15 protein-coding genes are annotated in these 12443 nt (G+C 65.0%); 11 read left to right on the top strand and 4 right to left on the bottom strand.

What is annotated here, in order from left to right:
* The first annotated feature begins 56 nt into the window (after positions 1-56).
* Positions 57-374, top strand: a complete 318-nt coding sequence (locus RX333_RS09590) for a hypothetical protein (protein WP_316014713.1) — start codon at positions 57-59, stop codon at positions 372-374.
* 3 nt (positions 375-377) lie between these two features.
* On the opposite strand, the gene RX333_RS09595 is transcribed toward RX333_RS09590, so the two are convergent.
* On the bottom strand, positions 378-1052 hold the full coding sequence (locus tag RX333_RS09595) for an SDR family oxidoreductase (RefSeq protein ID WP_316014714.1): 675 nt from the start codon (positions 1050-1052) through the stop codon (positions 378-380).
* Between the two features lie 76 nt (positions 1053-1128).
* Between RX333_RS09595 and RX333_RS09600 the strand changes: the two genes are divergently transcribed.
* The 5 genes from RX333_RS09600 (at position 1129) to ribD (ending at position 4547) form a co-directional block, all read left to right on the top strand.
* The gene (locus tag RX333_RS09600; protein WP_316014715.1) at positions 1129-1527 is read left to right on the top strand and encodes a secondary thiamine-phosphate synthase enzyme YjbQ; all 399 of its coding nucleotides are present in this window, start codon (positions 1129-1131) and stop codon (positions 1525-1527) included.
* A 169-nt stretch (positions 1528-1696) separates the two neighbouring features.
* Positions 1697-2167, top strand: a complete 471-nt coding sequence (locus tag RX333_RS09605) for a hypothetical protein (protein ID WP_316014716.1) — start codon at positions 1697-1699, stop codon at positions 2165-2167.
* 223 nt (positions 2168-2390) lie between these two features.
* Positions 2391-2843 carry a hypothetical protein gene (locus RX333_RS09610; protein WP_316014717.1) on the top strand — a complete coding sequence of 151 codons (453 nt, stop codon included), beginning with the start codon at positions 2391-2393 and terminating at the stop codon, positions 2841-2843.
* A 134-nt stretch (positions 2844-2977) separates the two neighbouring features.
* Positions 2978-3448 carry a transcriptional regulator NrdR gene (nrdR, locus tag RX333_RS09615; protein WP_316014718.1) on the top strand — a complete coding sequence of 157 codons (471 nt, stop codon included), beginning with the start codon at positions 2978-2980 and terminating at the stop codon, positions 3446-3448.
* Positions 3441-4547, top strand: a complete 1107-nt coding sequence (gene ribD, locus RX333_RS09620; RefSeq protein WP_316014719.1) for a bifunctional diaminohydroxyphosphoribosylaminopyrimidine deaminase/5-amino-6-(5-phosphoribosylamino)uracil reductase RibD — start codon at positions 3441-3443, stop codon at positions 4545-4547. Before nrdR ends, ribD begins: the two co-directional genes overlap by 8 nt.
* On the opposite strand, the gene RX333_RS09625 is transcribed toward ribD, so the two are convergent.
* The 3 genes from RX333_RS09625 to RX333_RS09635 form a co-directional block, all read right to left on the bottom strand.
* The gene (locus RX333_RS09625) at positions 4513-6345 is read right to left on the bottom strand and encodes a capsular polysaccharide biosynthesis protein (RefSeq protein ID WP_316014720.1); all 1833 of its coding nucleotides are present in this window, start codon (positions 6343-6345) and stop codon (positions 4513-4515) included. The genes ribD and RX333_RS09625 overlap by 35 nt on opposite strands.
* Entirely contained in the window at positions 6345-7484 is a 1140-nt protein-coding gene (locus tag RX333_RS09630; RefSeq protein ID WP_316014721.1) for a polysaccharide biosynthesis/export family protein, read from the bottom strand. Before RX333_RS09630 ends, RX333_RS09625 begins: the two co-directional genes overlap by 1 nt.
* Positions 7485-7575: 91 nt before the next feature.
* Entirely contained in the window at positions 7576-8856 is a 1281-nt protein-coding gene (locus RX333_RS09635) for a capsule biosynthesis protein CapA (protein WP_316014722.1), read from the bottom strand.
* 116 nt (positions 8857-8972) lie between these two features.
* On the opposite strand from RX333_RS09635, the gene RX333_RS09640 reads away from it, so the two are divergent.
* From RX333_RS09640 to RX333_RS09660, 5 genes are read left to right on the top strand one after another with little or no spacing between them, the layout of a single operon-like run.
* Positions 8973-9581: a riboflavin synthase gene (locus RX333_RS09640; RefSeq protein ID WP_316014723.1), complete on the top strand. Its 609-nt coding sequence runs from the start codon at positions 8973-8975 to the stop codon at positions 9579-9581.
* Positions 9578-10672, top strand: coding sequence for a 3,4-dihydroxy-2-butanone-4-phosphate synthase (gene ribB, locus RX333_RS09645; protein ID WP_316014724.1), 1095 nt, complete (start codon positions 9578-9580; stop codon positions 10670-10672). Before RX333_RS09640 ends, ribB begins: the two co-directional genes overlap by 4 nt.
* Position 10673: 1 nt before the next feature.
* The gene (locus RX333_RS09650) at positions 10674-11216 is read left to right on the top strand and encodes a 6,7-dimethyl-8-ribityllumazine synthase (protein ID WP_316014725.1); all 543 of its coding nucleotides are present in this window, start codon (positions 10674-10676) and stop codon (positions 11214-11216) included.
* Position 11217: 1 nt separating this feature from the next.
* The gene (nusB, locus tag RX333_RS09655; RefSeq protein WP_316014726.1) at positions 11218-11706 is read left to right on the top strand and encodes a transcription antitermination factor NusB; all 489 of its coding nucleotides are present in this window, start codon (positions 11218-11220) and stop codon (positions 11704-11706) included.
* A complete protein-coding gene (locus tag RX333_RS09660) occupies positions 11703-12437 on the top strand; it encodes a hypothetical protein (RefSeq protein ID WP_316014727.1) in 735 nt (244 codons plus the stop codon). The genes nusB and RX333_RS09660 overlap by 4 nt, the downstream gene beginning before the upstream one ends.
* Positions 12438-12443: the final 6 nt, after the last annotated feature.

Consider the following 12443-nt stretch of genomic DNA (forward strand, 5'->3'; position numbering starts at 1 on the left):
GCCTGCCCTTCGTCCCAGTGGCTCGGGCGTCGGCTTTCGCATTCGCAGGACTGGCGGTGTTCTACATCTTCTCGCCGGATGTTCCGATGCGGTTTCTCGGCATCTCGCCGGAGGCCGGGTTGGCGATGGACCGGGCCGGGGCGATGTTCGGCGGGTTTGCGTTCCTGTTGTGGCGCGGTGCGCCCGTCAAGGCGCGTCGCGCGCAGATCGCGATGTTGGGAAGCGTGGCGATGGGCCTCATCCTGCTGGCGATGACGGGTCTGGCGGGATACTTGCGCCAGCCCGACATGCCGGGGCTCGCCATAGCATCGGGGGCCGAACTGGCCTGGGCGACGGCGTTGCTGCTGGCGCTGCGCCGTCCCCGAACCGGTTGAGGATCAGTTCACCGGCATCACGAAGACCTCGCCGACATTGACGTGCGCGGGCTGCTCCAGCGCGTAGACGACGGCCGATGCGATATCTTCGGGCTTGAGCTTGTCCGGTTTGCCCTCGTCGAAGAACGCGGTGTCGACCATGCCGGGCGCGATCACCGTGCAACGTCCGCCCCACTCCCGCATTTCCTGCGCGAGATTGCCGCCATAGCCGTGCACGAACCACTTGGAAGCACCGTAGATCGAACCGGAGATGTGGGTCCGTCCTGCGGCGGATCCGGTCATAACCATGTGACCACACGATCGCTTCAGGTGAGGCAATGCCGCTTTCGCCGTCCAGAGCACCCCGAGGACGTTGAGATGCACCAGATTGTGCCATTCGTCCGGGTCACCGTTCTCGGTGCCGGGCGTATTCAATCCGGTTCCGGCATTGGCGAAGGCTGCGTCGAGCCTGCCGAAATGGCGCACCGCACGGCCGACGGCATCCTCCTGCGCTGACAGATCGGTCGCGTCGCCCGGCAGCGCGACGGCGGCGTCACCCAGGTCGCTGACGATCCGGGCGAGCTTGTCCTCGCTGCGGGCCATGAGGCCGACGGACCAGCCCGCCTCGACCGCGGCACGGGCCGTCGCCTCTCCGATACCGCTCGATGCGCCGGTAATGAATAGGACCTTATCGCTCATCGCGCTTGTCTCCCTTGGATCGATGACAGTGTTCGACATAGCCTGCCTCGCGATGCCGTCAGGATGAGGAGCCATGATGTTGCAGATCGATACGAATGGCCGGGGTTTCTATGAGATCACGGAACGGGTCGCAAAGGCGCTGCCGGCGCGTTCGGGACTACTCCATCTTTTCGTGCGTCATACGTCCTGCTCGCTCCTGATCCAGGAGAACGCCGACCCGGACGTGCAACACGACCTCGCCGCTTTCTTCGCGCAGCTGATACCCGATGCCGACGATCCGCAGATGGCGTATCTGACACATCGCGACGAGGGGCCGGACGACATGCCAGCGCATATCAAGAGCGCGCTCCTGCCGGTTAGCTTGAGCATCCCCGTTTCGAACGGGCGTATGATGTTGGGCCGCTGGCAGGGCATCTATCTGGTCGAGCATCGCGACCGGCCTCACCGCCGCGAAATCCTGGTGACGATGGCTTAAACACGATTGTCCGTATCGACGCACACAAACCCGTCGCATAGCCGATGATAGCAAGCGGGCCACACCGCGCGGATTTGCGCGGTTGGATCGGTCCCGGCGTGGCATTGGCGCACAAGACGCGGCATTGTCATGCCGGGCAACCGAAACCGTGAACTTGGGAGACGATACAATGAAAAAGACCCTTCTCGCCGCGGCAGCCTTTCTATTGTCGGCCGGTGCCGCGCATGCCTGCCCCAACTGGCAACTCGACAGCCCTGCCGATATCAGCGGAACCGCCAGCTATTTCTACTCGCCGCGCACCTACAACGTGCTCGCAGGGGGTGACCGGAACCTCAACGCGTGCGGTATCCGTAATCGAACCGATGGGGTCCCCACGGGTTTCGTGGCCGCGACGCCGGATTTCGAGCTCTACTTCCAGAAAGATCGCAATTACGCGCTGGAGTTCCGCACGATCGGCAATTGCGATACCGTCCTCTTGATCAATACCGGTGGCGGCAACTGGTATTACGACGATGACGACAATGGCGGCGGCGGCGCGAAGATCCGGCTGACCAACCCGTCGGCGGGCGTCTACGACATCTGGATCGGGACCTACGGCTCGCAGCTCTGCGATGCGCAGCTTCAGATCGAGACTTTCTGAGCCGACAGACGCCGCGCAGGTCCCTTTCAGTCTGCGCGGCATCTTTAACGACACTCTATAGACCAAACGGCGAACTCGAGCGTCGGACGAGCATAAAGTCGCCACAATCGGCGGGCTAATTCGCCGAAAATATCAAGATGCCTTCTCGTTCGCTTCGGAAGCCTCCGGTCAAGGCCGGGCAAACCGGGCAAGGGTTGTGCAAACACCGATTCCGGAGACAGAAATGCTGAAATCTCTTCTTGTTGCCGCGGGCCTGATGCTCGCTGCGGGCGCAGCGCATGCGTGTCCGAACTATGCGCTGAACGGCGCTACGATCAATGCGAGCGGAAGCTATCTCTACCAGCCGCGGTCCTACGACGTGATTGCCGGTGGCGGCGCCAACCTCGCCGGGTGCTTGGGCTTTTCGGGGTTCGTGCAGTCGGCTCCAGATTTTACGCTCTACTACGATCGCAACGGCAATTACGATCTGGAGATCCGTGTCGTCTCGAATTGCGATGCCGTCCTGCTCGTCAACGGTCCGAACGGCCGCTATTTCTACGACGACGACAGCAACGCCAGCAGCTATCTCGATCCGCGCCTCTATTTCAGCGGTGGCGGAAGCGGGATCTACGACATCTGGGTGGGCACCATCGGCACCTCGACCTGCAGTGCCCGCCTGGAACTGGAAAGCTACTGATCGGCATGGGGGCAACACCCCCCGCGTGACCTCATTCCAGCCCTTGTCACCACAAGGGCTGGAATGCACACTGATGGCGACCACCACCACTGGCCGATTGGCCTGACCATTGAGGTCGATAGCGGAGTTCGCCCATGCGCTGTCCCTTCTGCGGCAATACCGATACGCAGGTGAAGGATTCCCGTCCCGCGGAGGACCATGTCGCGATCCGAAGGCGGCGCTACTGCCCGGCCTGCGCGGGTCGGTTCACCACCTACGAGCGAGTGCAGCTGCGCGACCTCGTCGTCGTCAAGAAGAACGGGCGTCGCGAAAGCTTCGATCGGGACAAGCTCGAGCGCTCGATCCGCATTGCCCTGCAGAAGCGACCGATCGAGGCGGAGCGGGTCGATCAGATGATCTCCGGCATCGTGCGGCGGCTCGAAAGCATGGGCGAGAGCGATATCCCCTCCGACACGATCGGTGCCATCGTCATGGAGACGCTCGCGCGGATCGATACGGTCGCCTATGTCCGTTTCGCCAGCGTCTACAAGAATTTCCAGGCGGCGGACGATTTCGAGGATTTCGTCCACGAGCTGCGGCCTCCCGCACCCAACGGCGATGGATGACAGGAACGCGCGGGGGCTGATCCACGCCCTGCGACTGGCCGAGCGGGGGTTGGGGCGGACCTGGCCCAACCCTGCGGTCGGCTGCGTCATCATGAACGAGGGACGCGTCGTCGGTCGGGGCTGGACGCAACCGGGCGGTCGCCCGCACGCGGAGACCGTCGCACTGGGTCAGGCGGGTGAAGCCGCGCGGGGTGCGACGGCCTATGTCAGCCTCGAACCTTGCGCTCATCACGGCAGGACACCGCCCTGCGCGGATGCTCTGGTCGATGCGGGTATCGCGCGCGTCGTCGTTCCGATGGAGGATCCCGATCCGCGTGTGTCCGGACGTGGGTTCGAGATCCTGCGGAGCGGGGGCGTTACCGTCGATCTGGCGCCGCAATTCGCTGCACGTGCAGTCGCCGTGAACCAAGGGTTTCTCAAAAGGCAGGCGACGGGCCGTCCACTGGTCGAACTGAAGCTCGCAGCGTCGCTCGATGGCCGGATCGCCACGGCGGGCGGGGAAAGCCGCTGGATCACCGGGCCCGAGGCCCGCGCAGAGGTCCACATGATGCGCGCCCGCGCGGATGCCCTGCTGATCGGGTGCGGTACGGCAGCCGCGGACGACCCCGCGCTCGACGTGCGCCTGCCGGGGCTGGCCGATGCGGCGCCGGTTCGCGTCGTGGCCGACAGTCGGCTTCGACTGCCGGTCGTGGGACGTCTGGCAGAGCCGGGAGCGCCACTTTGGCTTCTTCACGGTCCGGCTGCCCGAGAGGTCGACATGGAGGCGTGGCAGAAGGTCGGGGCGAAAACCTTGTCCTGTGAGGTCGACGAGGCTGGGCGGCTCGACCTCGGCTTCGCACTCGACGTTCTGGGTGCGCGAGGGATCACGCGCCTGATGTGTGAAGGCGGTGGTCAGCTTGCCGCCACGCTGCTGCGCCGAGGATTGGTCGATCGGTTGGTGATGTTCCATGCGGGCCTGACCTTGGGGGCGACCGGGTTGGCTTCGCTGGCCGATCTCGGCATCTCCGCGCTGAAGGATGCGCCCCGCTGGACTCTAGTCGAATCGCGCCTTGTCGGCGCGGATGTCATGTCGATCTGGCAGCCAGCCGCGCCCGCGTGATCAAACGACCGAGGGCGGAAAGCCGGACCGGCCGTTCTGCCCCCCCCTCTTTCAGCCAGTCGAGGATGTCCTCCGGCCCGCACCCCCGCCCCGTTCTCGGATCGAGGTACAGCGGATAGTCGATCAGCGCCGCATGGACCAAACCTGTGAGGGTCGGGCGCGTCGTCCGGCGTTGCGGCGCGCCGCCGAGATCTTCGGTCAGCCCCCATCCCGCATAAAAGGGCTGCCCCAGGCAGGTGACCGACACGTTGCGGAGCAAAGCCTCGAACCCGGCAAGTGAGGTCAGCGTCCAGACCCGTTCCGCCGATTCGAGAAGGTCCGGCAGATGTCCGGTGACGACCTCGATGTCCTGTGGAATCGAGCCGGTTCGCAGTCCGGCGACGACATCGGGATGTGGCTTGAAGATCAGCCTGCGATCCGGATGCGCCGCGCGGGCCGCCGCGATCAGGTCGATCTCCGTGCGCTCGTAGGCACCCGCTGTCACCGAGGCATCGTCCGACACCTGCCCGATCAACAGGATATATCCTGGCTCGGGACGCGGCTCCGGCATCAGGTTGTACTTCGCGACACGCTCGGCACGCAGACGTTCGATGAGCCTCTCGGCACGCGCGATCGCAGCCGGGGGCAGGTCCACGCTTCGCGAGATCACTCGCTCCAGCCGACTGGGCCGCGACGGATCGTAGTGGATGCCATCTTCGTCGAAACTGAGCGACACTGGCGGCACGAGGGCGGCGCCCAGGCCGCGGGAGCGCAGGAAACCATCCTCGATCCGGGCCTGCCCCGACGCGCGACTGGCCCAGGCGACGCGTGTCTTCGGCCCGTCATGGGGAAAGAACTGGGCGACCCGTCGCCGTTTCCACAGCGAGACCCCGTAGAGCCGGGGACGGATGGTCGTGCGCCGAAACGCTTCGACCTGACTGGCCAGCCTCCCGACTGCGCGTATCATGTCTTCCTCGCGTCCCGTCGCGGGATCGGTCCAGTGTGACGCGTCTCGCATGATCCCGGTGAAAAGCTGCTCGGCAGTCAGGCGTGCGTGCCGATCCGGGAAGTCTTGCCGGTCATCGCTCAACCCCCACCCGGCATAGATCGGGTGTCCGTGTATCGTTGGACGCAAACCGGCGAGGATTGCCTCGTAGCCGAGCGTTGAGGACCAGACATGCACGCCAGCACAGCGTGGCCACAGGTCCCAGGGGTTCACTCCGGCCGGCACGCGAGCGACGTCGATTGGGACAAGTCCTCGCCCGGCCGGATGGCCCCGCACGAGGACGGGGACGCCCAGAACGCGCGCATCTTCTCTCGCCGAAGCAAGCATCGCGGCGAACTCCGCACGGCCCGCCCCGCCGAGTGCCGCATCGCCCGCAAGCTGATCGATGACCAGTACGAAGCGCTCGGGCAAGTCGGTCTGCGCCGTCCAGTGATTGTATTTCGAGAGCCGGTGATGGCGAATGAGCCCGAGTGCAACCCGTGCATCCTCGTCCACGATTGGCCGGGATTCGAGGATCTGCTCCACACGGCTGCGGGGCGAGAAATGGACGCCGAGATCGTCGATCAGCAGGCCAGCCGAAGGCCCCCGCCCCGGATACACCGATCGCAGAAAGGAGTCCTCGATCGTCACCAGAGGAAGCCGACGCGCTGTGGCGATTGCCTGCCCGCGTTCGGCGACGCCCCCACGTCCCCAGACACCGATCGCGTCACAATCCGTCCAGAACGGCACGACCTGCCAGCCAGCGCTCGCCAAGGCGGTCCTGAGCCACGCCTGGCGCGCAAACCCGAGCGAAGCGACGCCGAGACGCCGCATCAGCCTCCCAGCGGATTCGTCGCCAGTGACAGCGTCGAGTTGATGCTGTTGATCGGCGGTGCGATAGACCCGATTATCTTCAGGAATTGCACGTAGGGCGCTTCGGAAACGAAGATGATATCGCCATCGCGCACGTCGAAATTCGATGCGATGAAGAACGCGGCGGGCTTGGTCAGGTCCATCACGTAGCCGATACGGACCGGCGCGGGTGCGAATTGTCCGGTGACCCGTTGGTAGATGTCGGGCCGCTCCTCCCGCAGGACGAAGACACCGCGCGGATCGGCCGTGTTGCCGTTCAAGCCACCGAGCAGCGCCAGCGCCTCCATCAGCGAGATGTCGCGGCCCGGAAACTCGACCTCCGCCTGCTGCCCCAGCTCGCCGAGCGCGATGAAGCTGCGGGCATCCCTCTCGATGTTGATGACGTCGCCACCACGCAAAGCGATATCGGCACTGGGATCATTGAAGATATCCGTCACCCAGACCCGCTCGACGAGATTGCCGCGACGGATCGAGAGCTGGGCGATATCGGGTTCGATCCCGGCGGCGGGCGCATTCGCGATCAATCCCGACAAGGTGCGCGTGCCCGGACCGATCGGAATTTCACCCAAGGCCCCTTCGGAGCCGAAGATGCGGACGGTATTGGTGCCCGCCGACTCCAATCGCACCTCGACCTGGGGTTCCGGGGTCATGGGCGCAAGGCGCGCGGTCAGTTCGCGCCGCAACTGCTCGACTGTCTTGCCGGCGGCCTGGATCGTCCCGACCTGCGGCATGAAGAAGGTGCCGTTCAGCCCGACACGCATATCGGCCAGCGTCGAAGGTCCGCCGAAACCGCCACCTCCGCCGAACAGGGGGAACTCGCCATTCTCCCACACGGTGATGTTGAGCACGTCGAGCGGCTGGATCACCTCGATATTGGCGACGGGCGCATTCAGGAAGGCGGAGCTGAAGCTGAGATCCTCGCTGATTTCGGTCAGGCGCGCGACGTCATCCGTGATCGGGATGATCCCGACCGCCGCGGAACCGTCGGCCGGCTGGGCGGTGATCTCCGCGATCGTAGGACCGGATCTGGGCAGGTTGTCGCACGCGCCGAGCGCAAGAAGTGCTGCGAGACAGATCCCGCCCCGGATGATCGCGTTCATAACTAGCGTCCTGTGCCCTATGGTTCTTCGCCGGATTTGTCCGATCTGCCCGAAGCCTAGCCGCACGCGGCGCCTTGGCCAACCGCTTACCTCAAGCCCCCGGCGCATTCAGCGGCAGAATTTCCGCCCCTGTGGCCCCGGTGTGGCACCCGATTGCCCCATAGGGGTCTTCGTCCGCCAAGATCATGTCGATCAGTCGGCGCAGGGCCTGCGCTCGCCCGGAAGCGGTGTAGAAGCCTCCCTTGACCTGCGAGCTCGCCAGGAGCAGGCGGCGAAACGCCAGATAGTCGACCCGATCCGGCGCAAAGGGGGCCGCGAAGAAATCCCCGAGCGACTGGTTCGAGACCAGCCCGGGCTTGGAATAGATCGCCTGCCCGGCCGCCCAGACGGGCAAGCCGCGCCAGAGCGCCTGTTGCGCGGCCGTCGAATTGATCGTGACGGCCGAACTCGCAGCATCGAGCAGCGTGGCGAGACGCTCGCCTTCGAGAATATGGGTCCGCGCTGCGAGACCCAGCTCCTGCGTGATTGCCCTGATGTGACGGGGAAGCGACTCGCGACCGTCCTCGAACGGGTGCAGCTTGAAGACAAGGTGATGGTGCATGGGCGCCGACCGCGCAAATGCCACGGCGACGTCGGTGACGAACCCGCGCATGTCGCGATATGGACTGTGGGCTTGCACCGAGGCATCGTGCCCTAGTTGCAGGAGGGCGACATGGTAAGGCACCCCGGCCCGTCGCAACCGGGCATCCGCGCGCGATCTGCGCAGGCGACGCAAGGGGAGATCGATCAGGCCTCTCAAGGCCAAAGCGCGCTCTCGCGCCGGATCGATCGGACGATGAGTGCGGTACGCCGGCCAGTGTCGTGCCCCGGATGCGACGCGCGCATGGTAGAGAAGCCCGTGCCACAGATGCCCGCCCATCGCACCCCATTGGTCGGGTGCGGCGCGATCGCGTTCCTGCAGATCCCGCGCGACGGCGCGGATACGCTCCATGCTCATGTTCATCAGCGGTGACCGGCCATTCACACCGTCACGCTCGTATGTGATCCAGTGCGGCCGGAGATAGCCTTCCTCCAGATAATGAAGGCGAAGCCCGGCATCGTGCGCCAAGCGTCCGGCGATGCGATGCACCTCCCGGTGATCGCCGTAGAGCACAAGGTCCGTCACACCGCGTGACGCCAGCCGCGGCTGCAACCATCCGCGAAGGTCCGCCGCGCCGACATCGCATCGCCAGAGACCATCGCCCCACCCGTGAGCATCACCGGCATTGAGCGCGACGCGCGACACCTCCTGCCCGGCGGCACGCAGCCGTGCAGCCAACTCTGCCCAAAACGGGCCGTGGGGACCTTGCATCAAGAGGAAATGTCGCGCCATCCGGTTCCGTCCTGCCCGCATCGCGCAAGTGTCGCATGCGCGCTTGCGCCTTGCCAAGCGAGGTGCGCTTGCATAGCTGTCGGCTCGGAACGGACAAGCGGAACGAGGGCGGTGCGATGTTTACCGGCATCATAACGGATATCGGTACGGTCAAACAGGTCGACCGGCGCGGCGACCTGCATGTGCGGATCGAAACCTCCTACCCCGCGGACGGCATCGCGCTCGGAGCATCCATCGCCTGCGACGGGTGCTGCCTGACCGTGACCGATCGCGGTGTCGATGCCGGGCAGGACTGGTTCGACGTGACGATCTCGGCCGAGAGCGTGGACAAGACGACGGCCGGGACCTGGCAGCCGGGTCGCCGCCTCAACCTGGAACGCGCCTTGAAGGTCGGCGATGAGCTGGGCGGGCATATCGTTTCGGGCCATGTCGACGGTCTCGCCGAAATCATCGCGATGGAAGACGAGGGCGAAAGCACGCGTGTGACCCTTCGCGCCCCCGACGCGCTGGCCCGGTTCATCGCGCCCAAGGGATCGGTGGCGCTCAACGGCACCTCGCTGACGGTGAATGACGTCGACGGGGCCGAGTTCGGCATCAACTTCATTCCGCACACCAAGCAAGAGACGACCTGGGGTGACGTTGCGGTCGGCGACCGGATCAATCTGGAGATCGATACGCTCGCACGGTATGTCGCGCGGCTCAACGAGATGCAGGACAGCGCATGACCGATTACGCCGACGCCATTTCCTCGGTTGAGGAGATCATCGAGGACGCCCGCGCGGGCCGCATGTTCATCCTCGTGGACCACGAGGATCGGGAGAACGAGGGGGATCTGGTCATCCCCGCCGTTCACGCGGACGCCGCGGCGATCAACTTCATGGCGAAGCATGGTCGTGGTCTCATCTGTCTGACCCTGTCGGGCGAGCGCCTGGATGCGTTGGGCTTGCCGATGATGGCGCAGAGCAATTCCAGCCGCCACGAAACGGCCTTCACCGTGTCGATCGAGGCGCGCGAAGGCGTGACCACAGGCATCTCGGCCGCGGATCGGGCGCGCACGATCGCCGTCGCGATCAATCCTGAAAGCGGTGCACAGGACATCGCCACACCCGGGCACGTCTTTCCGTTGCGCGCGCGCGAAGGTGGCGTCCTCGTTCGAGCCGGTCACACAGAGGCAGCCACGGATATCAGCCGTCTGGCAGGGCTCGATCCCTCGGGCGTCATCTGCGAGATCATGAAGGAAGACGGCGAAATGGCGCGCCTGCCCGATCTCGTGGAATTCGCGCAGTATCACGGGCTGAAGATCGGAACGATCTCCGACCTGATCGCCTATCGTCGCCGCCACGACAATCTGGTGAGGGAAGTCGCGACCCGGCAGGTCACATCCGAATATGGCGGCGACTGGACCCTGCGCGTATTCTCCGACACCACCGGTGGGGCCGAGCATCTGGCCCTGAGCAAGGGCGACCTGACCACGGGTCCCGTCATGGTCAGGATGCATCCGGCCAACCCGCTGGAGGACATGCTGGCCCTCGTTCCGGGGCGGTCGCATCAGCTCGAGCAGGCCATGCGGATGATCGCCGATGAGGGTCGCGGCGTCGTCGTCCTGCTGCGCGACATGAGTGCGAAGATGGCGATGGATGGCGAGGTCTCCCCCCAAACCCTGCGCAACTACGGCACGGGAGCCGAGATCCTGAGCGCGCTAGGCGTTCACGAGATGACGCTGTTGACGAACTCGGCCGCGCCGAAGGTCGTCGGGCTGGAGGGTTACGGCCTGACCATCGCGGGGACGCGCCCCATTCCGGACAAGGAGGCCTGAAATGGCGAGCAACGAAGACCATTTCGAGATGCCGTCGCCGGACATCTCGCCTGCGCCACACCTGTTATTGGTGACGGCACCCTTCTATCGCGGCATCGCCGACTGGCTGATCGAGGGCGCACAGGCCGCCATCGCCGAAGTCGGTGGAACCGCCGATGCCATCGAGGTGCCGGGCGCGCTCGAGATCCCCACTGCGATCCGGCTGGCGGCCCGCGCACAGCGATATGACGGGTTCGTCGCGCTTGGCTGCGTGATCCGCGGGGCCACGACCCACTACGAGACGGTCTGCAACGATAGCTCGCGTGCGATCACCTTGCTCGGGCTGGAGGGGCTGTGCATCGGCAACGGCATCCTGACGGTCGAGAACCGGGCCCAGGCCGAGGAGCGCGCAGACCCGGCGCAGATGAACAAGGGCGCAGGCGCGGCGCGGGCCGCCTTGCATCTGATCGCGCTCGACCGACAGTACCGCGCACCGGCCCCTGTTGCCGATCCGCGGGATACAATCCAAATGGCGGGCGATCTGTCCGCGAAGGGACTTGCCTGACATGCCACGCCCCCTGCCGACCCCGAGCCGCGAAGAGAAACGCCGCATGCGCTCCGCCTCGCGTCTCTTCGCCGTACAGGCCCTTTTCCAGATGGAGCAATCCGGGCAGCCGATGCCGGATGTCCGCGAGCAGTTCGAAAGCCACCGCTTCGGTGCCGAGCTGGATGGCGATACCTATTCCGAAGGCGACGTCGACCTGTTCCGCAAGACATTGTCGGATGCGCTCGACCGGCAGGGCGAGATCGACCGCGCAACCGACAAGGCACTGGTCGAGCGCTGGCCGCTGGGCAAGATCGATCCGACCTTGCGCGCCCTGTTCCGCGCGGCGGGCGCGGAACTCGCCGCATCGACGACCCCGCCCAAGGTTGTCATCACGGAATATGTTGACGTGGCCAAGGCATTCTTTACCGATGGGAAAGAAGCGAAGTTCGTCAATGCCGTGCTCGACCATATGGCACGGCAGTTCAAGCCGGAGGCCTTCGACGGGTGAATATCGGGACCATCTTCTCGAATACGTTCGGCTTGCTGAGCCGCAATTTCCTGCTGTTCTTCACATTGTCCTTCGTCGGCACGCTGCTGGTCGCGTTCCTGCAGATCGCTCTCCTCGGCATGGACAGCTTCGCGCCCGCGCCGCCGCCCGAGATCAGCGACGACATGACCCCCGAAGAGGTCAGCGCCGCGATGATGGCGGGTTTCGACGGTGGTCTGCTGCTGTGGAACTTCTTTTCCCAAATCCTCTATTCCGTGCTTTCCGCGGTTCTGCATCTTGCGGCCTGGGATCGCATCCAGAACCGCGCACCACGGATTGCGGACTATGTCGGCCTGTCCGCGCACATGGTGTTGCCCCTCTTCTTCTTGTCGGTCGCCATGGGCATCCTGATGGTGATCGGTTTCTTCTTCCTGATCGTGCCGGGTCTTTACGTCTTCGCGATGTTCGCCGTTCTCGTCCCGGTCATCGTGGTCGAACGGCGCGGTTGGGGGGCGTTCCAGCCCACCATCGCGCTGACCCACGGGCATCGCTGGAAGATCCTGCTGGCCTATCTCGCGCTCGGAATACCACTCTTCCTCGTTCTCGCCATCGTGGGTGGGGCATTCTCGGCAGCGGGGGGTGACGCGCTCGGTGCGATGATCGCCGTCAATGTGGTGGTTTCGGCGCTGTTTCTGGCGATCTTCGCGATCTTCACGACGGAGATATACGCTCAGTTGCGCGCTGCCGAGTAAACAGGC

Source organism: Roseobacter sp. HKCCA0434 (assembly GCF_032464675.1).
Classification (GTDB): domain Bacteria; phylum Pseudomonadota; class Alphaproteobacteria; order Rhodobacterales; family Rhodobacteraceae; genus Pontivivens.

Excerpts from the sequence above, each read along its gene's own strand:
- RX333_RS09595 (WP_316014714.1), bottom strand. The coding sequence starts at position 1,052 with ATGAGCGATAAGGTCCTATTCATTACCGGCGCATCGAGCGGTATCGGA.
- RX333_RS09600 (WP_316014715.1), top strand. The coding sequence starts at position 1,129 with ATGTTGCAGATCGATACGAATGGCCGGGGTTTCTATGAGATCACGGAA.
- RX333_RS09605 (WP_316014716.1), top strand. The coding sequence starts at position 1,697 with ATGAAAAAGACCCTTCTCGCCGCGGCAGCCTTTCTATTGTCGGCCGGT.
- RX333_RS09610 (WP_316014717.1), top strand. The coding sequence starts at position 2,391 with ATGCTGAAATCTCTTCTTGTTGCCGCGGGCCTGATGCTCGCTGCGGGC.
- nrdR (WP_316014718.1), top strand. The coding sequence starts at position 2,978 with ATGCGCTGTCCCTTCTGCGGCAATACCGATACGCAGGTGAAGGATTCC.
- ribD (WP_316014719.1), top strand. The coding sequence starts at position 3,441 with ATGGATGACAGGAACGCGCGGGGGCTGATCCACGCCCTGCGACTGGCC.
- RX333_RS09625 (WP_316014720.1), bottom strand. The coding sequence starts at position 6,345 with ATGCGGCGTCTCGGCGTCGCTTCGCTCGGGTTTGCGCGCCAGGCGTGG.
- RX333_RS09630 (WP_316014721.1), bottom strand. The coding sequence starts at position 7,484 with ATGAACGCGATCATCCGGGGCGGGATCTGTCTCGCAGCACTTCTTGCG.
- RX333_RS09635 (WP_316014722.1), bottom strand. The coding sequence starts at position 8,856 with ATGGCGCGACATTTCCTCTTGATGCAAGGTCCCCACGGCCCGTTTTGG.
- RX333_RS09640 (WP_316014723.1), top strand. The coding sequence starts at position 8,973 with ATGTTTACCGGCATCATAACGGATATCGGTACGGTCAAACAGGTCGAC.
- ribB (WP_316014724.1), top strand. The coding sequence starts at position 9,578 with ATGACCGATTACGCCGACGCCATTTCCTCGGTTGAGGAGATCATCGAG.
- RX333_RS09650 (WP_316014725.1), top strand. The coding sequence starts at position 10,674 with ATGGCGAGCAACGAAGACCATTTCGAGATGCCGTCGCCGGACATCTCG.
- nusB (WP_316014726.1), top strand. The coding sequence starts at position 11,218 with ATGCCACGCCCCCTGCCGACCCCGAGCCGCGAAGAGAAACGCCGCATG.